We start from the raw sequence: 20,850 nt of genomic DNA on the forward strand, positions 1-20,850 counted from the left end.
CAGTTGCCGCCTGGCCCATATCGGTGGACGCCCCGGCTCAGCCGGTTCCGATGCCCGCCCTACCTTCCCGTGGCTTCAGGGTTTCAAGCGCTTCGCGGGTGCCGAGCCGGCGGAAGACCTCGTACGCCTCCTGCTCGAGTTCGCGGCTCGTCCCGGTCCCGCCCTGGGCCAGGGCGGCGCGGGCCAAATCCCTCAGGGTACGGGCACGCCACAGCGGCAGTTGCAGCTCGTCCCACAGGGAGAGCGCCTGCCGCAGGGTCCCGGTAGCCGTCTCCCAGTCGGACGCGGCGAGGTGCCACTCGCCCATGGTGCGCAGGACGAGGGCCTCGCCGAACATGTCCTGGCGCTCGCGGGTGATGTCCAGACACCGTTCGAGCCGCTGCCGGGCCTCGGTCATCCGGCCCTGCCGGAACTCGACCTTGGCCAGTGCCTGGCTCGCGTACATGACGCCGTAGGCGTCGTCCGTCTCCTCGAAGATGGCGAGGGACTGCCGCAGGAGGGTCTCCGCACCCGCCAGGTCACCACGCGCCCGGTGGCACAGGCCCAGTGAGCGCAGCGCGAGCGCCTCGCCGTGCCGGTCCCAGGCGGTGACGTACAGGCGGTGGGCGCGGGAGAGGGCCTCCCACGCCTCGTCGTCGCGGCCCTGTTCCCGGTGCACGTAACCGATGCCGTACAGCACATGGGCCATGGACACCGTGTCCTCCGGCTCCCGGTACTGCTCCAGCGCCGAGGTCAGCAGCGGCAACGCCTCGTCGAAGCGGGCCTGTTCACGGCGGGCCGCGCCCATGCCGGCCCGTGCGTCCGCGCAGCCGATGCGTACGGATCGCTCCTGGAACAGCCGCAGCGCCAGGGTGAAGAACGCGTACGCCTCATCGAAGCGGTCCTGCTCCAGACGGAGTTGGCCGAGCCCGTTCAGCAGCCAGCCCTCGCCCTCGACGTCGCCGCCACGGCGTACCGCCGCCAGGGCCACGTCGTGGGAACGGGACCAGGCGTCGAACTGGTTGTAGAGGGCCATGGAGGCGGCCATGAGCGTGGCGGCGAGCTCGCGGGCGGCGTCGAACATGCCGTGGTCCGCGCAGTGGATGACGGCGGCCAGCAGACACGGCTGCTCAGCGGCGAACCACGCGGCCGGTTCGTCCGTCAGGTGGGCCAGCGCTTCCGTCGGCGGGGCCGACCCGTCCGAGACCCGCGCGGCCCCACCGGCGACCTGCGCCGGCCCCTCCCCATCCCGCAGTGACCCGGCCACGTCCCGCGTCAGCCCGTCCATGCCCCGCGCCAGCGCGGCCGTCGTGGTGACCGACAGGAGCCGGGACGCGCCGCCCGGTCCGTGGGCCGCCGCGACGCGGGCCATGTCCAGCCAGCAGGCCACCAGTCTGCGGACCGCCGTCTCCCGTTCCTCCGGGGAGTCGTCGGTCAAGCAGCGCTCCCGGGCGTACTCGCGCGCCAGATCGTGGATGCGGTAGCGCGTTCCGCCCGTCTCGTCGGTGGCCACGACCTCCACGAAGTGGCAGTCCACGAGTATCTCGACCGCGTCCTCCGCGTCGTCCTCGCTCACGTCCAGGAGCGGTCCGGCGATCCACGCGGCGAAGTCGGGCAGATCGAGCAGGGCCAGACGGCGCAGGGCGCGCTGCTCCTGCTTGTCCAGGTCCGCGTAGCCCAGTCCGAGGCTCGCGCGCACTTCCAGGTCGCCCGCCTGCAGTTCGTCCAGTCGGCGACGCTCGTCCCGCAGGCGTGACGCGAGCCGCGCCGGTGTCCAGTGGGGACGGGCCGCCAGGCGGACCCCGGCGATCCGGACGGCGAGCGGCAGCCGACCGCACAGCGCGACGATCTCGGCGGCCCGGTCGGGCTCCAGGGCGGGCCGGGCCGGACCGGCCACACGGGCCAGCAGGTCCAGTGCCTCCGTCTCGGGCGGCACCCCCAGATCGAGGTGGGCGGCGCCCTCCAGCGCCATGAGCCGGCGGCGGGCGGTGATCAGCACGGCCGAGCCGCCGCCCGGCGGGAGCAGCGGGCGCAGCAGGGCCGCGCTGACGGCGTTGTCGAGGATGAGCAGGACCCGGCGGCTCGCGATGTGGGTGCGGTACAGCCCGATGAGGTCCTTCTCGTCGCGCGCCGGGGTCTCGGGGTCCACCCCGAGGGCGCGCAGCAGTCGGGCCAGGGCGTCCGCGGTCTGTACCGGCTCGGAGTCCGAGGCACGCAGGTCCACGAAGAGTTGTCCGTCGGGGAAGAGCTCGGCGGTGCGATGGCCCACGTGGACGGCCAGGGCGGTCTTGCCGGTGCCCGACCGGCCGGAGATGACCCCGATGGTCGGCGCGGTGCGCAGCGGGTCGCGCACCTCCTGCAACAGGGCGGTCGCCCAGGCCGCCTGCTCGGTACGGCCTATGAAGTCAGCGACGTCAGGCGGGAGCTGGCTGGGCGCCGGATGACCGGTGTCCTCACGGGACCGCTCGGAGCGGCGGGTCGCCGGTGTGTCCTCGTCCGAGCGCGGGCGAGCCGCCGCCGGTGCGGGCACGGGCCCCTTCCCGGCGGGCGCGGCCTGCCGGGCAGCCGGCGCTCCCAGCACCGTCGTGTCCGCCCGCAGCAGGGCCTGGTGCAGCGCGCGCAGCTCCGGGCCGGGGTCGATGCCCAGTTCCGTACGGAGCAGACGGCGGCCCTCGTCGTAGCAGCGCAGCGCGTCGGGCATCCGGCCGGCGCGGAACAGGGCGGTCATCAGCTGGCCGCGCGGGCGCTCCCGGAGGGGGTGGGCGGCGACGTGGGCGACGAGTTCGGAGATGAGGTCCGTACGCCGGTCCAGGTCCAGTTCGGCGGAGAAGCGGAACTCGGTCGCCTCATGCCGGAGTTCCGTCAGGCGCATGGCCTCGACACGGGCGAAGGACTGACCGAGCCCTTCCAGGGCGTCCCGGCCACGCCACAGACGCGACGCCGCCTGCAGGATGTCGACAGCCTCCTCGGCCCGCCCGTCGGCCGCCGCCCTCCGTCCTGCGGCGAACGCCTCCTCGAAACACCGGGCGTCCACGGCGGAGGGCGGGAACTCCGCGACGTAACCCGGGGAGCGGGTACGGATGGCCTCCGCGCCCTCCGTACCGGCCAGGGACCGGCGCAGTCCGGAGACGTGCGAGGCGACGAGCGCCCGCGCGGTGGCAGGCGGCTCCTCCTCCCAGACCAGATCGACCAGCCGCTCGACGGACAGCACCTCACCGAGATGCACGACGAGAGCCGCGAAGATCGCAGTCGGTTTGGCGCCGTTCAGTGCGATCCGGTGTCCCCCGCTCACCGCCTCGACCGGGCCCAGAAGGCGAACGTCCACCGTGTCCCCCGATTTCACGTCTCCGCAGTCGGGGACAATTTATCCACCGCCAGGCGTTCCTAAGCCGGTTGCCGGACTGCCGGATTCAGTGTTGGCCGATGTGGCGTTCGGGGTGGCCGGAACCCGTCGGGTCTGCCGGTGCTGGTGGCCCGTTCCGGCGCTGCATGCGTCCTGCAGAGGATCTGCATCGATCCTGCATCGCCCGGCTGGACGCTGTGAGCGTGACGGACATCATTCTGCTCTCGGACCCCCGGGTCGCCGCCACGCGTGTCATCGAGAACGGTGAGCCCCTGGTCGACACCCGGGAGGTCGCCGCACTGCGGGTCGACACGCGGAAGACGGACGACGACGGCTCGTATGCCCATCTCAGGGCCGACGTGCTGCGCCGGCTCCTGCTCGCACAGGACGCGCTGCCCCCGGGCATCCGCCTGCTGATGGTGGAGGGCTTCCGGCCGCCCGCCCTGCAGCGCCGCTACTTCGACGAGTACGCGGCGACGCTGCGGGCGGCGCATCCGGGCGCCGGGGCTGACCGCATCCGGGAGCTGGCCAGCGCGTACATCTCGCCCCCGGAAGTCGCCCCGCACGTCAGCGGCGGCGCGGTGGACCTGACGCTGTGCACGGACGACGGTGCCGAACTGCCACTGGGCACGGAGGTCAACGCCACCCCCGAGGAGAGCGAGGGCGGTTGCCGCACCGCCGCGCTCAACATCGACGCCGTCGCCCGTGCCGGCCGGGAGGTGATGGGCCGGGCCATGACGGCGGCGGGTTTCGTCAACTACCCCACCGAGTGGTGGCACTGGTCGTACGGGGACCGGTACTGGGCGCTCCTGACCCAGGCGCCGACGGCCAAGTACGGTCCCGCCTCCCTGCGCCCAACCACAGTCTGAGACAGCCGGACCCGGGGGAAACACCGTGGAGAACACCTGCATGACGACGACGCTGACCACGTCGTCCAGGACCTTCGACACTGCGACACCGACCACGACCACGACCACGACCACCACCAGCATGAGCACGCCCACGGGGGCCTTCGCCGGCCACATGACCGCTGCCGAGTTCGACGAGGCGTTCACCGCCGTGATGCCGAGGCTGCGGCGCAGACTGCTGGCCCTGACCGGCAATCCGCACGACGCCGACGACCTGCTGCAGGAGACGTACCTGAGGCTTTCCCGCCGGGCACGCGCCCACACCCTGACGCGTCAGCAGCAGCCGTACGCCTACACCTGCGCGGCGGCGCTGAACCTGCTGCGCGACCTGTGGCGGCACCCCTCACGTCGGGAGCGCTGCACCGACACGCTGCCGGAACACGGCTGGGACGGCGGCTTCGCGAGCCGCGAGGCCGAGGCGGTGACGGCCGCGCTGCTGAGCGGGCTGTCCCCCAAGGAGGCGGCCGCCGTGATCCTGGTCGACATAGAGGACCTGACCCATGACATGGCGGGGGAACGGCTCGGCGCCCACCGCGGCACGGTCCAACGCAACCGTATGCGCGGACTCGCCAAGATCCGCGCCGTGCTCGACGCATAGGAACCGACCGCCGAACCGACCGCCTCTTTCACCACGCGGCACAAGGCAGCCCTACCAACTGCCGGGAGCCGCCGCCCCGTACAGCACCCACGCACGTCACGCCGACACACCAGGGGGAACCCCATGCGCCGCACCAACCGCGCTCTCTCGACGGCGGGAGGACTGCTCCTCGCCACCACATTGGCTTGTACCGGTACGGCGATGGCCGCCTCGTCGCCGGTCTCCTCGACGGCGGTGGCCGCCGCCGACTGCCGTCCCCTGGCGGACGCTCCCGCCCAGGCCCAGGCGATCGTCAACGCCGCGTGCTCGCAGATCGGGGTGCCCTACTCGTGGGGCGGCGGCTCCGTCCACGGGCCGACGTACGGTCAGGACTACCCCGGCGGTGGCCCGGGCGCCCACGACAGCCAGGTGAAGGGCTTTGACTGCTCGCACCTGGTGCAGTACGCGGCGTGGCAGGGAGCGGGCATCGCCCTGCCCGAGGGGACGTGGAACCAGGCCAAGTGGAGCGGTGCCACGGCCCGGTTCACCCGCGCCCAGGGGATCGCTCCGCTTCAGCCGGGCGACCTGCTGCTGTGGGGGTCGGACCCGGCCAACCTCGGCAGCGTCCACCACATCGCCATCTACCTCGGCAACGGCAGGATGGTCGAGGCCCGGGAGTCCGGGACGCTCGTGATGGTCAGTGACGTACGGCTCAACACCCAGTACGCGGGGGCCCTGCGCATCGCCGGCGCCGAGCAGCCGCCCGCGGGCACCAAGCGGTTCATGACCTGGGGCACCGATGTGAGCCTGCGTCCTGATCCCAGCACCCGGCAGCTTCCCGTGGGCCGGCTGCCCGGCCCCACGGCCGTGGACGTGCTCTGCCAGGTGCGCGGGGAAATGATCACCGCCGAGGGCTACACCAACGACGCCTGGTCCTACCTGCCGAAGTACAAGGCATGGATCTCGAACATCTACATCAACGACCCGGCGGCCTGGCTGCCCGGGGTCCCCACCTGCTGATCCACGGGGTCGGCACACCACAACCGGCACACCTCACGCCTCGCACCGACAACTCTCACAGAGGAGACTCCGTCATGCGCACACTCACGCGCAGCAAGTCCATCGGCCTGTTCATCGCCACGGTCGCCGCGGCCGGGCTGGTCCCGCTCGCGGCCGGCACGGCCGAAGCCGCCCCGGTCGCCGCAGTCGCAGCCGCCGGTTCCTGCCCGGCCGCCGGCACAGTGACCCAGTGGTACCACTCGGGCCACGACGGCGTGGACATCGCCAACAACCGGGGTACGGCGATCTACTCCGCCGGGGCCGGCACCGTCATCGTCTCCGGCACCGCCAGCGGCTACGGCCAGTGGATCCGCATCCGGCACGACGACGGCACCGTCACCGAGTACGGCCACATGTACGAGCGCACCGTCTCCGTGAACCAGCGGGTGAACAGCGGCCAGCTGATCGCGTACATGGGCTCCGAGGGCCAGTCCACCGGGCCGCACCTGCACTTCGAGGCGCACGCCTCCACGTCCAGCACCCGGGGCATGGACCCCGTCCCCTACCTGAGCGCGCGCGGTGTGAGCCTGCCGTGCACCCCGGGCACCGGAACGCCCAGCACCAACTTCACCACCTGGGGCACATCGGTCCGGGTGCGCACGGAGCCGCGGCTGAGCGCGGGGGTCGTGCGCACGCTGACCGGGCCGACCGCGGTCTACGTGCAGTGCCAGACGCGCGGCGACTCGGTCACCGCCGAGGGCTACACCAACGACGCCTGGTCCTACATCCCGGCGCTCGGCGGTTACATCACCAACATCTACATCGACCACCCCGACGCCTGGCTGCCGGGGGTGAACCAGTGCTGACCGCCACCTTGAGCCGTTTCCGCGCCGGTACGAAGGGTGTCGCGGCGGTCGCGCTGGCCGCCGGGCTGCTTCTCTCCCCTGCCGTCACCTCGTCCGCGCAGGCCGCCGACCCGGCGCCCTGCACCCCCGACCCGGACTACCGGGGCTGGTTCCGGTGCCCGATCTGGGGCTCGGACGTCAACCTGCGTTCCGCCCCCGATCCGCAGGCCCCGGTCACCTCCACCTCGCCCGACGACGGCTTCCTCAAGGTGCTGTGCCAGGTCAAGGGCGGCCGGGCGACCTACGGCGACTACTGGCACACCTGGTGGGTCAAGACCCCGGCAGTCGGCATGGTCCCGTCCTCGTACATGAGTGAGATCTTCCTCGTCGGAGGCGGCAACGACGAGCGGGACTCGGGTCTGCCGACCTGTTGAGCGACCGCCCGCGCCGACCGGATGCCCCGGGACCACGACAGGTCCCGGGGCATCCGGCGTCCGGGCTCCTGTACGGAACCCTTCCGGAGTCCGCTGCGAACTCTCATACGGCAGGGGATGTGCCCCCGTCCTACGTGTGGTGCGAGCGCCGGATCTCCGGCTCCACCTCCGACACCTTTCCCTCCACCGATCCCGAGGACAACCATGATCACCTTGACCAGCGCACGGGGCGCGGTACGGGCGGGCGTGCTGACCGCCGCCCTCGCCGCGCTCCTGTGCACCACCGCGACCACCGTCTCCGCCGCGTCCACCGAGTCCCCCTCGCCGCAGCCGGCGGCGGTGCAAGCCGACGTGCCGGCCGGGGTGACGGCGGGCGTCGCCGTCTTCGACCGCCAGACCGGCACCTTCACCGAACAGGTGAACAGCGCCGCGCAGTTCAGGTCCGCGTCGGTGGTGAAGCTGCTGATCGCCCTGGACGTGCTCTGGAACCGCAGCCCTGACACCCTGTCGGCCACGGACCGGGCCCGGATCGACACCATGCTGCGCGGCAGCGACGACCCGGCCGCGAGCACGTTCTGGTCGAACAACGGCTCGGGGGCGATCGTCGACCGGATGGTCACCCGGCTCGGCCTGACGGACACCGCCCGGCCGCCGTCGACCCACCCCGGCTTCTGGGGCTACACGGCTCTCTCCGCCCGTGACACCGTGAAGATCTACCGCCATCTGCTGGACGCCGCCCCGGCGGCGACACGCGACTACCTCCTCGGCAACCTGCGGCAGTCCACTCGCTGCGCCACCGACGGCTACGACCAGCACTTCGGCATCGCCGGCTCCTTCAACCGCCCCTGGGCCGTCAAGCAGGGCTGGTCGGGCTTCAGTTCGGGCGGCTGCACCGCCCCGACCACGGCGGCGGCGAAGGCCGCTGACGCCGATGAGGCCGCCGGGGAACCGGCGGGAGGTGCCGCCGCCCGGACGTCGGCGGGCGCCGACGCCGTGGACCTCTCCCGTCCGGCACTGCACTCGACGGGTGTGGTGGGCTCGGGTGACCGCTCCATCGTGGCCGTCTACACCCTGCACCCCAGCGGGACGTCCTACGGCAAGGCATACACCGACATCGGCCGGCTGACCCGTTCACTGAACGTCCCCGGCGCCTCCCGCCCCGCCGGTACGTGGATCGGCACCTGGGGCAGCGGGGTCCGGGTCCGCACCCAGGCGACGACCGAATCCGGGACCATCACCACGCTGCCCGCGGGAGTCGAGGTCCTGGTCGGCTGCCAGAAGCGGGGCCAGCAGGTCAGCCAGCCGCCCTACGTCAACGACTGGTGGGCCCACCTGCCGCAGTACGGCGGCTACATAACCAACATCTATCTCAGCGTGCCGGACAACCAGGTGCCCGGGGTGCCGGTCTGCTGACCGGGCGGGGCGAACGACCCGGAGCTCCTGCCTGCTGCGGCATCCTGTCGGGTGACCGCCGGTAGGTCTTGCGGTCGAACCCTGGCGGGCGACCGCCAGAACGGCTCGGGACGCCACCACGGCGCCCCGGGCCGACTCGTCTGCATCGTGTACGAGCAGCAGACCGTGGAGTCGGTTCCCCGAGCCACAGCACGCTTGTCCCCGACCCCTCCCATGACGTGGATCTCGGGCCCCTCGGTCGGCAGCGATATCGAGCTGGTGCCGGAGCCGGCTACCGGCTCCGGCTCGCGTCGACCGTGACCTCGGCGACCGCCCGCGACACCGGCCAGTCGCCTTCCGTCAAGCCGGACGTCCAGAACCTGCGGGGGACCGCTCAGACTTGGAGTGGTCTCGTCAGGGCAGAGGGCGGGGCGCGTGAGAAATTGTGGGGGTTCGCCCACCTGAAGAACTGGCGCGTCCTCGGCAAAGTACGCACCGACCCGACATGGGCGACCGCGCTGGTGAGGGCTCCACTCGTCCTGGCGAATCGCGAAGTCGCCCGCTGACCGCCGATCTTCGTCGAAGTCATCCGCCCGCGACCGGCACGAGCATCCCGAACCCGCGCACACCAGAGCCGCGACCTGCAACTTCACGATGCCCACAACTCACTCGGGACCGGTCCCGGACCGCACCGTCCAGGATGGGGCTATGCGCCAGATGGATGAACCGGCCGACTCGCCTGGGATGCTGGATGACATAGAGAGTGCCCGCCGCCTGATGTTCATTACCCCCGAGTTGCCGGCCCTGGAAAGGGTGGGGTCCGTTCAGCAGGGCATGACCGGCAGCCATCTCGCAAATACCATCCCGTATAGGGACATGCAGTTCGAGGTGAGCAAGGGCGCATTCACCGCACTCGGCTCCCTGCTGGTGAGCTTCAGCGTCGCTGGCATTTGCGGTCAACGCCCGGGCAGCCTGGCTGCTGATCCGGGAGTACGGACTGCGGTTTCGCGGGCAGCACGGCAGCGGTCGGAGCGTCAGCCTGACCAGCGACCGCACCGTCGGCAACCTGCTTTATGGGGCAAGCGAGGGGGCGAGCGCCGTGCACGCATAGCCAGTGACGGCCGTTGCGGATCCTGGTATGCCCCAGCGGCGAAGGAATTTCATGTACTTGATGCACCTCTCGCCGTCCTGTAACGCAGCACAACCTGCACCCCCGGAGACGTGACCACCGTCAGCGCCGAACAACGGCGACCCACCCTCCCCTGGGATGGAGTACCGACATGACAGAGAACTCGGCCGCCGCGCTGTCCCGCCGCAGCGCCCTGATCAGCGGCACCGCGGTGGTCGGAGGGCTTCTCATCGGCTCCGGACCGGCGGCGGCGGCGCCCGAGCCGGACGCCACCGGCACCGCGTTGCCCGGTTTCATCCCCGTTCCCGCCGATGACATCGATTCCGTCTGCGTGCCCGCGGGCTACGTCGCCCATGTGCTTGCCCCCTGGGGACAGCCGCTGCGCACGACCGGTCCGGCATGGCGCGAGGACGGCGGCAACACCGCCGCCGAGCAGTCCCGGCAGATTGGCACGCACCACAGTGGACTGGCCTTCCACCCGCTGGGACGCGGCCCGCGAGGCAGCCGGCACGGCATCCTCGTCATCGGTCACGAGTACGCCGACAGCGCGCTGCTGCATCTCGACGGCGGCGCCGACCTCACCACGTCGGCGGTGGACAAGGCGCTGGCTGCGGTCGGCGTCAGCATCGTGGAGGTCCGGCGCAGGGGGGATGCCTGGCAGGTCGTCGGCTCACCGCGCAACACGCGGGTGACCGGCGCCACACCCGTGACGTTCACCGGCCCGGTCACCGCCGGCCATCCCCGCCTGGCCACGGGCGGCACACCCCTGGGCGTCCTGGGCAGCAGCACCTCCGGGAACACCCCCTGGGGCACGTGCCTGGTCGCCGAGGAGAACTTCCACGCAGTCTTCGGCACCGACGACACTGCCTGGCACCCGACCGAGACACAGCGCCGCTACGGGCTGAGTGCGTCCGGCCACGGCCACCGCTGGCACCGGGCCGACCCGCGCTTCGACCTCGCGGTCAGCGGCAACGAGCCCAACCGCTTCGGCTGGGTCGTCGAGATCGACCCGCTGGATCCCCGCTCCGCCCCGGTCAAGCACACCGCCCTGGGCCGGTTCAGCCACTCCGGCGCGACCGTGACGCAGTCCGGCGGCCGGGTCGTCGTCTACAGCGGGGACGACCAGGACGGCGGCCATGTGTACAAGTTCGTCTCGGCGCGGCCCTGGCGACCTGGCCGCGCCGGGGGCCGCGGCCCACTGGACGAGGGCACCTTGTATGTTGCCCGCTTCCATGACGACGGCACGGGCGCATGGCTGCCGCTGGTGCACGGCCGCGGCCCGCTGACCGGGCGCCTCGGCTGGACCGATCAGGCCGACGTGCTGCTGCGCGCCCGGCAGGCGGCCGACGCGCTCGGTGCCACCCCGCTGGACCGCCCCCAGCAGATCGCGGTCGACCCGCGCGATGGCGACCTCTACTGCGCCCTCGCCAATAGCGCTGGGCATGCCCCCTGCGCGTCCCCCGCGTCCGCGCGCTCCAACGCGGTGCGTCCCCGCCGGTCGAATCCCTACGGGCAGATCATCCGCTGGCGGGAGGACCGGGGCGACGCGGCGGCCGGGCGGTTTCGCTGGGAGGTCTTCGTACTCGCCGGCGACCCGGCCTACGACGACGCCGTTCAGCTCGACTCCAGTGGCATGTTCGCCTCACCCAAGGGCCTGTCGTTCGACGCGGGCGGGCGGCTGTGGATCCGCACCGGCATCTCCGGGCACGTCCAGAACCGCCAGGGGGCGGGCATGACCGGCTGGGCAACAACGCGCTGCTGGTGGCCGATCCCGGCACCCGGACGATCCGCCGTTTCCTCACCGGCCCGCGCGGCGCGGAGATCACCGGCGCCGCCCTCACACCGGACCGGCGGACCCTGTTCGTCAACGTGCAGCATCCCGGCGAGCGCTCCGCGGCCTGGGGCACCCCCACCCCGCGGAACCCGCGGGCGGTCAGCAACTGGCCCGACCACGCCCCGGGAGGTCGGCCCCGCTCTGCCACGGTCGCCGTCAGCCGGAGCGACGGCGGCGTGATCGGCGCGTCTTGACCCCGGGACCAGAATCGCAGTGCGGAAGGAGTGCGGACAGTGGTGAACATCATTCCCCGGTCGGCGTGGGGTGCCAGGCCCCCGGCGAAGCCGAGCACCGACTCGTGGAGTCCCTGGTTGGGCGGGGTCGCCGTCCACCACCACGGTAATTCCTACCCTTGGCCGTGGGACAGCTACTACATGGAGAACCACGAGGACTGCTTCGGCCAGGTCCGCGAGGTGCAGCAGGCGAAGATGGAGGAGGGGTATGACGACATCCCGTACAACTATCTCGTCTGCCACCACGGCGGGATCTTCGAGGGCCGGGGACCCAAGGTCCGCTCGGCGGCCAACGACGACGAGACCCCAGGAGCGAACCAGAACTACTTCGCCATCATGGGCATGGCGGAGACCAACGACACCCCGACGCAGGCCATGGTGACCTCCATCCGCGAACTGATCGGTCACCTGCGCCAGTACGAGCAGGCGGGACCGCGGATCCTCGGACACCGGGACCTCGACCCCGGCTCCACTTGCCCGGGGAAGCTGTACCCGAACGTGGGCAACGGGAGCCTCGACCCGGGCCCGACGCCCGATCCCAACACCGGTCTGACGATCCAGCCCCGCAGCCAGTGGGGCGCCCGCCCGCCCCGCGCCGTGGAGAGGGTGGATCCCGGCGCCCGCACGGGGTTCACCGTCCACTACTCGGCGGGCCCGCCGACCCAGACACCGCGGCAGATCCAGAACTACCACATGGACGGCAACGGCTGGGACGACATCGGCTACAACTTCCTGGTCGACACCGCCGGCCGCATTTACGAAGGACGCGGCTGGAACGTCGTGGGAGCGCACGCGGCCCCGCACAACACCACCCACATCGGCGTGTGCTTCATCGGCCAGGACGGGCAGGCCACCCCCCTCACGGGCGCCGCCATCCGCGCCCTGTACAACCGCGCCAACGAACTCACCGGCAAGGCCCTGGCCAAGACCTGGCACGGCGGCCTGTCCGGTCAATCCACCCAGTGCCCCGGCTCCGCCCTGCGGGCGTGGGTGCATGGGGGCATGCAGGGAGACGACCTGCCGATCACCGACGGCACCGGCGACCCCAGCGGTGGCATGTCATCGGTACGGTCGGTGGCGGCTCAGCAGTCGGCTGTCAACGGTCTCGGCCATAGCCCGCAGCTGACCGTGGACGGGATCTGGGGGCGCGCACCGACGCCGGCGTGCGCTGGCTCCAGACCAAGGTCGGCGTCGCCGCGGACGGCCTGTGGGGCCCGGCCACCGAGGCCGCCTACAAGGCGTTCATCGGTGACAGCTCCAGCGGTGGCATGTCATCGGTACGGTCGGTGGCGGCTCAGCAGTCGGCTGTCAACGGTCTCGGCTATAGCCCGCAGCTGACCGTGGACGGGATCTGGGGGGCGCGCACCGACGCCGGCGTGCGGTGGCTCCAGACCAAGGTCGGCGTCGCCGCGGACGGCCTGTGGGGCCCGGCCACCGAGGCCGCCTACAACGCCTACCTCGACGAGGGCTCACGGCTGGCCGTCGACGGCGTCTTCGGTCCCGCCACCGTCACCGCCACTCAACGGGCGATCGGCGTCACCACCGACGGTGTCTGGGGCCCGGCCTCCGTCCGGGGCCTGCAACGCCACCTCAACACCTGGAGCGGCGCGGGCCTGACCGTGGACGGCGACATGGGCCCCGGCACGGTCAGTGCCCTGCAACGGCATCTGAACCGGATGGTCAATGCCCGCCTGACCGTGGATGGCTCCTGGGGTCCCGCCACCATCAAGGCCCTGCAGAACGCGTTGAACCTGGCGCGCCTCTAGGGCGTGTCCGCGTTGTTTGTAGTGACTGTTGCGGGCGCGTGACTGGCTGAGTCTTCGCCAGTTGTGACCAGCTCGGATGGTGGTGGATGGTGAGGTGGGCAGGGTGGAGGAGGTGGCCGATGAGGCGGCGTATCTCTGCCACGGACAGCGGAATCAGGCCACCGCTGTTTTCCCTTTTGAGAGAGCAGCTGCACCAGCGTGGCGTTCGCACTGCGCTGCTCGGTGACGACGGTCTCGGGATCGTCCCCCTGATGAGGTATCACCACTCGCTTTGCGCCCAGACGGGCGTGGCACCACACCGGTCCCGGGCGGGGACCGTCGCCCATCGAGAAGGGAAAGACGCACCGGCCTGCGCAAGGGTTCTCGTACTCTTCGGGCTCTTCGGGCCGGGCCGGCGCCCGCACGCGAGCGGGTATGGAGGCTCCGCGGAAACCGTGAGTGACACCTCCCTCACGCAGTAGATTCGTCCCGCGCGGGCAGGACCGCCGCGCGCCTTCCGGACCGACGCGAGGGGGAGGAACACGGTGCGCTGTGGAGACGAACTGGCCGGCCGCTACGTCGCGAAAGAGGTGATCGGCGTCGGGCGGGGCGGCGAGGTCTGGCTCGCCCACGACACCGTGGTGGGGCAGGACGTCGTGCTGAAACCCGAGCGGATCGAGGGGGACCGCGAGACCGCGCTGCGGCCGCTGGGCGAAGCGCGGGCCCTGGCCAAGTTCCGCGGCCATCCCCACGTCGTGACGCTGTTCGACGTGGTGATCGAGGCGCCGGAGGAGGACGCCGCCGCGACCTACTGGTTCGTCATGGAGCACGTGCCCGGCGGTGGCCTGGATGGAAAACCGCCTCTGCCGCCCCGGCAGGCGGCCCGCGTCGGCGCCCAGCTCGCCGACGCGCTGGCCGCGCTGCGCGAGGCGGGGGTCGTCCACTGCGACGTCAAACCCGCCAACATCGGCCTCACCCGGAACGGCACGGCCAAGCTGCTGGACTTCGGCGCCGCATACCGGATCGGCGGCGCCGAGACCATCACGGCCAACGGCCCGTACAGCTTCACTCCCGACTACGCCGCTCCCGAACTGGTCCGCGGCAACGTCCCCCTGCCCGCCTCGGATGTGTTCTGCCTGGCCGCCACGCTCCATGCACTGGTCACCGGCGCGCCACCGCGCGCAGACGTGACGGAACCGGCCGGTGGCCCCGGTGCCGGCCGGGCCGGCGGTGAGGACGGCGCCCGTCTGGCGTACTGGAAGGCGGGACAGGGGGTCGTGGAGATCGACGCCGAGGCCGTGGGCCCCCTGTACCCCGTGCTCTCGGCCATGCTGCGGCACAACCCACGGGAACGCCCCGAGGCGGCCGAGGCGCGGCAGCTCCTGACGGCTGTCGCCGAACCGGGACGGCACGGCGGACGGAGGCGTCGGGGCCGTCGGTGGTTGTTACCGGCCACGGCGCTCGCCCTGTGCACCGCGCTGGCCCTCACGCTGTTGGCCCTCCTCGGCGACGGGGACAACCGGCGCGACGACGGCGGTACGGGAAACGCCGGCCCCGGCTCGGCCCAGCGGCAGCTCCCCGGCGAGTCCGTGCAGGGAGCGGCGCGGTCCCTGATAGGCGACCCGCACACCGCCGACGTGTGCGCCCTGGCCGTTCCCGCAGCCTTCGACCGCTTCGGCGACAGCCGCGTGGACGTGGACTACGGCAACTTCGACCGCTGCGACGTGCTCGTCCACCCCGACGGCGAGAACCGCATCGACGTGTCGTTCCAACTGCGCGGCGGCTCACCGCCTGAGACGTCGGCACCCGTCCGAACCATCGGGAACATCGCGGTCCGGGAGGAGCCGTCCACCCGGAACAAGTGCGGGCTGTTGCTGTCCCACGGAGAACGGGGCGAGGCGGGCGACGTCATCCGGATCCGCGTCGAGGTCGGCGAGGGCACCGTGACCGGCGGCGCCGCCACGCTGTGCACAGTCGCCGATACCGCCACCCGCAGTGCCGCCGAAGTGCTCAACCGGGGCCCGCTGCCCCGCCGTTCGCCGGCCTACCCGGCCGACTCCCTGGCCTGGGCGGACGCCTGCGCGCTGCTCGATGCCAAGGCCCTGTCCGCCGTGCCGGGCGTCAGCGCCGACGCGCCCGAGGCGGGCGTCGCGAACTGGAGCTGCACGTGGTTCAGCGACGTCGACGACCTGGAGGCGGAGATCGCCTTCTTCCGCGACCAGCCCAAGTCCGCCCGCGACGGCGACCCCGTGCGGCTCAGCGGCCACGACGCCGTCGTCGTTCCGGAGGGCAACGACGACGGAACCTGCACGGTCTTCGTCCTCCACCGCGAATACAGCGGCCACGACGCCGAGACGGCCGCCGAGATGCTGCGCCTGCACGTCGGCGGTCGGCCGCCCGTCGCCGACCTCTGCGACATGGTCACCGACCTCGCCGCCTCCGCGGCCGCGAAACTGCCCGCCCTCTGAAATCGGCGCCCGGCACATTCGGGAGGGGTCCCGAGCAGGTCGGCGCACGCTGGTGGGCCCGTCCGGAGGAGCCGGTCGCCCTGAGGTCCCGCCGTGCCGATCCGCAGGCGCCCCACGCCCTGCGCACCGAGGAGACCAGCGATGCCCTTCTCCGCCAGCCTCGCACGCGGTGTCGCGCCCACCGCGCCCGGAACCCTGCACGCGCGCACGGTCACCGGCGACCTGTGCGTCCCGCCCAGCCCGGGGCGGACCGTCCGCTTCGGGCGGGGCGAGCACCCCGACGTCGACCTGGAGGTCGGTGTAGACGATCTCCGGGTGAGCCGCCGGCACGGGGAGCTGACGTACCGCCGGGGCCACTGGTGGCTGCGCAACACCGGGCGTCAGCTCGTGCGGCTGCCGCGCGGCCGGATGATGCACACCACCACCGAGCCCGTGCCGCTCACCACCGGATACACCCCCCTGTTTGTCAAGGGCTCCGGCTACCGCGAGCACCTGGTCGAGCTGTACGTCGCCGACCACGATGACCAGGGCCCGGGCTCCCGCCGCCGGGCCGACACCCTGCGGCCGCAGACCTGGGCCCTCGACGACGACGAGCGGCTGCTCCTGGTCGTGCTCGGCCAGCGGTACCTGCTCTACGAGGAGGATCCGCGGCCCCTGACGTACTCCATGGCCGCCCGGCAGCTCGTCCACCTGCGCCCGTACGGCAACTGGAACGGGCGCAAAATCGAGTACCGGATCGAGGCGGTACGCCGCCGGCTGCACGACGCCGGCTTCAGGTACGCGCTGATGCACGACAGGTCCGAGGAACGCCCCTCCGACAACAGCCTGCTGCACAACCTGCTCAAGGGCCTGGTCGAGTCCACAACGCTCGTGCCGCCGGACCTGAACCTGATGGACGACGCCCCCGGCGGCCCGGACGGCACGCCCGCAGGACAGCCGTAGCGCCGGACCACCGGTCGAACACGGGCTCGTGCATGTCTCCCGTCGGCGGCACCCCCTGTGACGACCGTGGCCGCGCACCGCTGAAGCTGCTCTTCTCGCCGCCGGATGGGTGGCTCCCATGGGCCGGTGTGCGGTCGTGGCCAACCACCCGGTGACAGCCGGACCGGAGCACCCCGCGCGACACGCACGACCGGTGACGGGCCTGACCGCCACCGGTCCTCCCGCCTTTTCTACGCGACGCTGGGGCCGACGTCCGCCGCAGTGAGCGGGGAGCGTGTGACCGGGGCCGACGACCGCTCGTCGGCGCCGGCATCGGGGCCGACGACCCGGGTCTGGCCGTCCATGTCGTCGGTCACGAAGGCGTGGTCACCGGTGGCGGTGTCGATCGCCGGGCTTTCCGCACCGATCCGGTACAGCGATCCGTCGGAGGCGAGGAGCGGGTCGACCGTCCTGACGGAGCCGGCGGGCGCGGACACGCCGACGGTCGCCGATCCGGTCGGCCACGCGATGTTCCCGGCGTAGGTCATGCCCTCCGGCTTCCGGACCTCGTTGATCAGCTTGCCCCGGCTGCCGGTGACGACGTTGTCGGCGATGACCGAGTCGACCGGGGCGAGACTGTAGTTGGCGCCGATCTCGATGTTGGCCACGTTGTTCACGAAGGTGTTGTTCACGACGGTCGCCCGGTAGACACGCCAGTGTGCGCTCAGCGCGCCCGAGGTGTCCACGTCGCCGCCGTCGATCTGCAACGCGGCGTCGTAACCGGTGCCGGTCAGACCCTCGAAGTAGTTGTTGTGGACCTTGTGGTCCTGGCCGTAGATGCGGATCCCGCCGGTCCCCGCCTTGCCCTGGCCGAGGAAGAAGTTGCCGTAGAACGCGCCGCGGTTCCCGTGCCGTTGGGACAGGACGCCCTGCGAGGTGCGGAAGGTGTTGTAGCGGACGGTGTTGTCGTTGCTCTTCACGGAGACGATCTCCGGGTCGCCGTCGCAGTTCTCGAAGAGGTTCGACTCGACGACGGTGAACCCGCTCGACCGGGAGATGCCGCTCCAGCCGACCCGGATGGCCTCCATCTCGTTGTTCGCGCGGGGGCCGATGTCACGGAAGTGGTTGTGGTCGATGCGGTCGTGCTGTGACTGCTGGGTTCCGGATCCGTCGATGGTGATGAAGTTCCCGAGTTGGTGTTTCTCCTCGAACAGGTTGTGATCGATCCGGTTGTGGTGGCTGTTCGCACCCTGGATGACCACCCACTTCAGTGAGGACTCCTCGGTCAGCCGGAAGTGGTTGCGGGTCAGCCGCACGTTGTTCGAACTGGTGATTTTCAGGGTGTCGCTGTTCGTGAACGTCAGCCCCTCGAAGGTGATGTAGGAGGAGGCCGCCACCTCCAGCTGCCCGTCGGCGATCACCGCCTTGCCGCGGTTCTCCGCGACGACGGTGACGGGCTCGGCGGCCGTTCCGTTCTTCCCGGTGATCCCGTCGATCGAGTACGTGCCGTCCGCCAGCACGATGCGGTCCCCGGCCCGCGCGTCCCCGAACGCGTTCGTCAACCCGGCCGAGTCCGCGACACGGACCGTGCGGACGGGGCTCTGCTCCCCGTCTCCACCGTCCCCGCCGTCCCCGCTGTCGGCTCCGTAGATATCGGTCTCGGTGATGCTGGTCCAGTCGTTGGACGTGTTGCCGTGACCGACGATCCGCAGGTAGCGGGCCGAGGCGTCGGCGAAGTCGTACTTCTGCTGTCCGAGTGTGCCGCCGCTGCTGGTCCTTCGTTCGGCAACGGTCTTCCACGACGATCCGTCGTCGGACAGCTGGATGTCGAAGGTGTTCTTCCTGCTGTCCCCCTGGTGCCAGGCGACCGACACCGACCCGACGGTCCGGGCCGAGCCGAGGTCGTAGCGGATCCACGCCCCGTCGCCCTCGGCCGACCAGCGGGTGCTCAGGTCGTTGTCCAGGGTGTTGGCGGGCACGTTGCCGTCGTCCGCGCTCGCTGAAACGTCCGCGATCCGGACCGGAGAGTCCCCGCCGGGATCGGTGGGATCTCCACCCGCAGGCTCGATGTCGTAGGTCCGGACCCAGTCGACCTCCAGCACGGCCGGGCGCAAACCGCTGTCGCCGGTGAAGTTGTCGAGCTGGAGGTTGAGGTGACCCGAGGGCATCGCCTGGATGTCCCCCCGGTCGGCGTCCGCGCCGCCCGACTCCCGGAACCACTCCACGCCGTCGACGTAACCGACCAACGCGTCCGGCGTCCACTCGAAGGCGAAGTTGTGCCACTGCGTCATATCCACGGGACAGACGTCGCGGCGCTCCTTCTTGTCCGTCGGGCTCTTCGGATAGTGCAGGAAAGCGGTCAGGCACTGCGCTTCGGGGTCGGACGTCTCGACCCAGTCGTACTCCCCGTTTTCCAGCCGGTTGCCGGCGGTGGGCCAGATCAGGTGCAGCACATGGTAAAGCCCGCCGGTCGGACCGGTGTTCCGCGAGCGGGAACGGATTTCCCACCGGCCGTACGGGGCGTCACGCTGCTGTCTGAGCCATCCCGTGTCGCCGTTCGCCTCGCCACGCATGGTGAGCATGCCGTCGGCGACGGTGCTGTTCTTGGCGCACCGGCGGCCGTTCCCGTCGTGCCCTTCCCAGCATCCCTGCGTGCCGCCGACCTCGCCCGTCGGTACCGCCCATTTGCCGGGGTCGACCGGGCCGGTGTAGTCGAACTCGTCGGACACCGGCAGCGGTGTGCCCCAGCCGTACCGCTCGGCGGCCTCGGCAGACTCCCCTCGCCCGCGCCGTCGCCGTGCGTGACGTCCAGATCGTAGATCTTCACCTGGCCGTAGTTGTCGCCGCTGCACGGGTCCGAGTTGCCGCAGTTGGCCTGCGTGTACGCGCCGGCCTTGAAGTAGGCGCCGGAGTAGTCCTTCGACAGCGTGGTCTGCAACGCGCCGTTGTAGTAGACCCTGGTCTCGCCGTCGCTGACCTCGAACTTCGCCTGGAACCGCGTGCCCAGTTCGTAGCTGTCCGTCACCATACGGTGACGTGATGTGTCGCCGTCGGTGATGTAGAGCTTGCTGCCTTCCAGGCGGAAGACGGTGACGTCGTCGGAGGCGTCGTGGATCTGCCCGGCGACGACGTACGGCCTCTCCTCGGGAACGTCCGTGATGGCCTGGTCGATCACCATCGTGTGGGTGCCAGAAGTGGACGACCAACTCGCTTTCGTCCTGCCGGAATTCGTCATCTCCCGCAGCTCCGAGCGGGGATTGCTGGAGCCGCTGGTGGTGACCCCGTTGACCGGGGCCCGGAACCGGACGGCCGAGCAGTCGTCGGCCGTGACGAACCACGGGTCGTTCGCGTATGTGGCGAGTTCCGGCTGGTAAACGTTGGTGGGAGACTCCTCCTCGCCCACCGGCAGCCCGATGTACCAGTCCGTCAGGTCCAGCACGTCGGCAGGGTACGCGCAGGAGCCGCCACCGTCGCCTCCGCCTCCATCGGCCCCGTACACGTCCGTCTCGGTGATGCTGGTCCAGTCGTTGACTGTGTTGCCATGGCCCACGATCCGCACGTAGCGGGCCGAGGCGTCGGCAAAGTCGTGGCTCTGCTGCCCGAGCGTGGTACCGCTGGTGGCTTTCCGGCTCAGGACCGTGGTCCACGACGATCCGTCGGCGGACAACTGGACGTCGAAGGTGCTCTTCCTGCTGTCCCCCCGGTGCCAGGCGACCGACACCGACCCGACGGTCCGGGCCGAGCCGAGGTCGTAGCGGATCCACGCCCCGTCGCCCTCGGCCGACCAGCGGGTGCTCAGGTCGTTGTCCAGGGTGTTGGCGGCGACGTTGCCGTCATCGGCGCTCGCCGTGACGCTCCTGACCTCCAGCGGAGAGGTGTCGGCTGCCGATGCGACCGGGTGGAACACACCCGACACTCCGACGGCGACCGCACCCACCAACAGCGCATGAAACGCGCGTCTCATAGGACCTCGCTTCGATTGACGGGCCGGGCGGCCGATACGGCCGGCCCGGGGCCGGACGGTTGTGGTCGATAACCGTGAA

At 71.2% G+C, this 20,850-nt stretch carries 15 protein-coding genes and 3 pseudogenes; 14 read left to right on the plus strand and 4 right to left on the minus strand.

The annotated features are described in order from the left end of the window. Nucleotides 1–37: 37 nt before the first annotated feature. On the minus strand, nt 38–3,304 hold the full coding sequence (locus Sfulv_RS23830; RefSeq protein WP_173316562.1) for an AfsR/SARP family transcriptional regulator: 3,267 nt from the start codon (nt 3,302–3,304) through the stop codon (nt 38–40). A gap of 221 nt (nt 3,305–3,525) precedes the next feature. Here Sfulv_RS23830 and Sfulv_RS23835 point away from each other — a divergent pair, with 221 nt between their 5' ends. The 14 genes and pseudogenes from Sfulv_RS23835 to Sfulv_RS23890 all read left to right on the plus strand — a co-directional run bounded on the left by Sfulv_RS23835 (nt 3,526) and on the right by Sfulv_RS23890 (nt 16,828). Further along, nucleotides 3,526–4,191: a M15 family metallopeptidase gene (locus tag Sfulv_RS23835; protein ID WP_173316563.1), complete on the plus strand. Its 666-nt coding sequence runs from the start codon at nt 3,526–3,528 to the stop codon at nt 4,189–4,191. A 121-nt stretch (nt 4,192–4,312) separates the two neighbouring features. After that, a complete protein-coding gene (locus Sfulv_RS23840) occupies nt 4,313–4,828 on the plus strand; it encodes an RNA polymerase sigma factor (protein WP_173318164.1) in 516 nt (171 codons plus the stop codon). Between the two features lie 123 nt (nt 4,829–4,951). Beyond that, a complete protein-coding gene (locus Sfulv_RS23845; protein WP_173316564.1) occupies nt 4,952–5,827 on the plus strand; it encodes an NlpC/P60 family protein in 876 nt (291 codons plus the stop codon). A 74-nt stretch (nt 5,828–5,901) separates the two neighbouring features. Then, a complete protein-coding gene (locus Sfulv_RS23850; RefSeq protein ID WP_173316565.1) occupies nt 5,902–6,672 on the plus strand; it encodes a M23 family metallopeptidase in 771 nt (256 codons plus the stop codon). Further along, nucleotides 6,666–7,085, plus strand: a complete 420-nt coding sequence (locus tag Sfulv_RS23855; protein ID WP_173316566.1) for a hypothetical protein — start codon at nt 6,666–6,668, stop codon at nt 7,083–7,085. Before Sfulv_RS23850 ends, Sfulv_RS23855 begins: the two co-directional genes overlap by 7 nt. 204 nt (nt 7,086–7,289) lie before the next feature. Further along, nucleotides 7,290–8,498 (plus strand): SH3 domain-containing protein, encoded by a 1,209-nt coding sequence (locus tag Sfulv_RS23860; protein WP_173316567.1) that lies wholly within the window; start codon nt 7,290–7,292, stop codon nt 8,496–8,498. A gap of 296 nt (nt 8,499–8,794) precedes the next feature. Further along, nucleotides 8,795–9,043, plus strand: coding sequence for a hypothetical protein (locus Sfulv_RS31565; protein ID WP_246353210.1), 249 nt, complete (start codon nt 8,795–8,797; stop codon nt 9,041–9,043). Nucleotides 9,044–9,426: 383 nt separating this feature from the next. Beyond that, a pseudogene (locus Sfulv_RS30705) lies at nt 9,427–9,570 on the plus strand (SDR family oxidoreductase); the annotation flags it as partial. A 187-nt stretch (nt 9,571–9,757) separates the two neighbouring features. Next, nucleotides 9,758–11,263, plus strand: a pseudogene (locus Sfulv_RS23870) (PhoX family protein); the annotation flags it as partial. A gap of 104 nt (nt 11,264–11,367) precedes the next feature. Continuing rightward, nucleotides 11,368–11,634, plus strand: a complete 267-nt coding sequence (locus Sfulv_RS31570) for an alkaline phosphatase PhoX (protein ID WP_371874726.1) — start codon at nt 11,368–11,370, stop codon at nt 11,632–11,634. A gap of 42 nt (nt 11,635–11,676) precedes the next feature. Then, nucleotides 11,677–13,011: an N-acetylmuramoyl-L-alanine amidase gene (locus tag Sfulv_RS29820; RefSeq protein ID WP_256669075.1), complete on the plus strand. Its 1,335-nt coding sequence runs from the start codon at nt 11,677–11,679 to the stop codon at nt 13,009–13,011. After that, a complete protein-coding gene (locus Sfulv_RS30710; RefSeq protein WP_173316568.1) occupies nt 12,960–13,439 on the plus strand; it encodes a peptidoglycan-binding domain-containing protein in 480 nt (159 codons plus the stop codon). The genes Sfulv_RS29820 and Sfulv_RS30710 overlap by 52 nt, the downstream gene beginning before the upstream one ends. 524 nt (nt 13,440–13,963) lie before the next feature. Continuing rightward, nucleotides 13,964–15,886, plus strand: a complete 1,923-nt coding sequence (locus Sfulv_RS23885) for a serine/threonine-protein kinase (protein ID WP_173316569.1) — start codon at nt 13,964–13,966, stop codon at nt 15,884–15,886. 141 nt (nt 15,887–16,027) lie between these two features. Then, nucleotides 16,028–16,828 carry an FHA domain-containing protein gene (locus tag Sfulv_RS23890; RefSeq protein WP_173316570.1) on the plus strand — a complete coding sequence of 267 codons (801 nt, stop codon included), beginning with the start codon at nt 16,028–16,030 and terminating at the stop codon, nt 16,826–16,828. Between the two features lie 230 nt (nt 16,829–17,058). Here Sfulv_RS23890 and Sfulv_RS30715 read toward each other — a convergent pair whose 3' ends face one another. The 3 genes and pseudogenes from Sfulv_RS30715 to Sfulv_RS30725 form a co-directional block, all read right to left on the minus strand. Then, a complete protein-coding gene (locus Sfulv_RS30715; RefSeq protein ID WP_371874727.1) occupies nt 17,059–18,975 on the minus strand; it encodes a chondroitinase-B domain-containing protein in 1,917 nt (638 codons plus the stop codon). Further along, nucleotides 18,949–19,311 (minus strand): annotated as a pseudogene (locus Sfulv_RS30720) (chondroitinase-B domain-containing protein); the annotation flags it as partial. The pseudogene Sfulv_RS30720 and the gene Sfulv_RS30715, both read right to left, overlap by 27 nt. Then, complete coding sequence (locus tag Sfulv_RS30725) at nt 19,248–20,771, minus strand: polysaccharide lyase family 7 protein (RefSeq protein ID WP_256669076.1); 1,524 nt, start codon at nt 20,769–20,771, stop codon at nt 19,248–19,250. The gene Sfulv_RS30725 and the pseudogene Sfulv_RS30720, both read right to left, overlap by 64 nt. Nucleotides 20,772–20,850 lie beyond the last annotated feature (79 nt).

Origin of the sequence: Streptomyces fulvorobeus (assembly GCF_013167895.1) — a bacterium.
GTDB classification, from domain to species: Bacteria; Actinomycetota; Actinomycetes; order Streptomycetales; family Streptomycetaceae; genus Streptomyces; species Streptomyces fulvorobeus.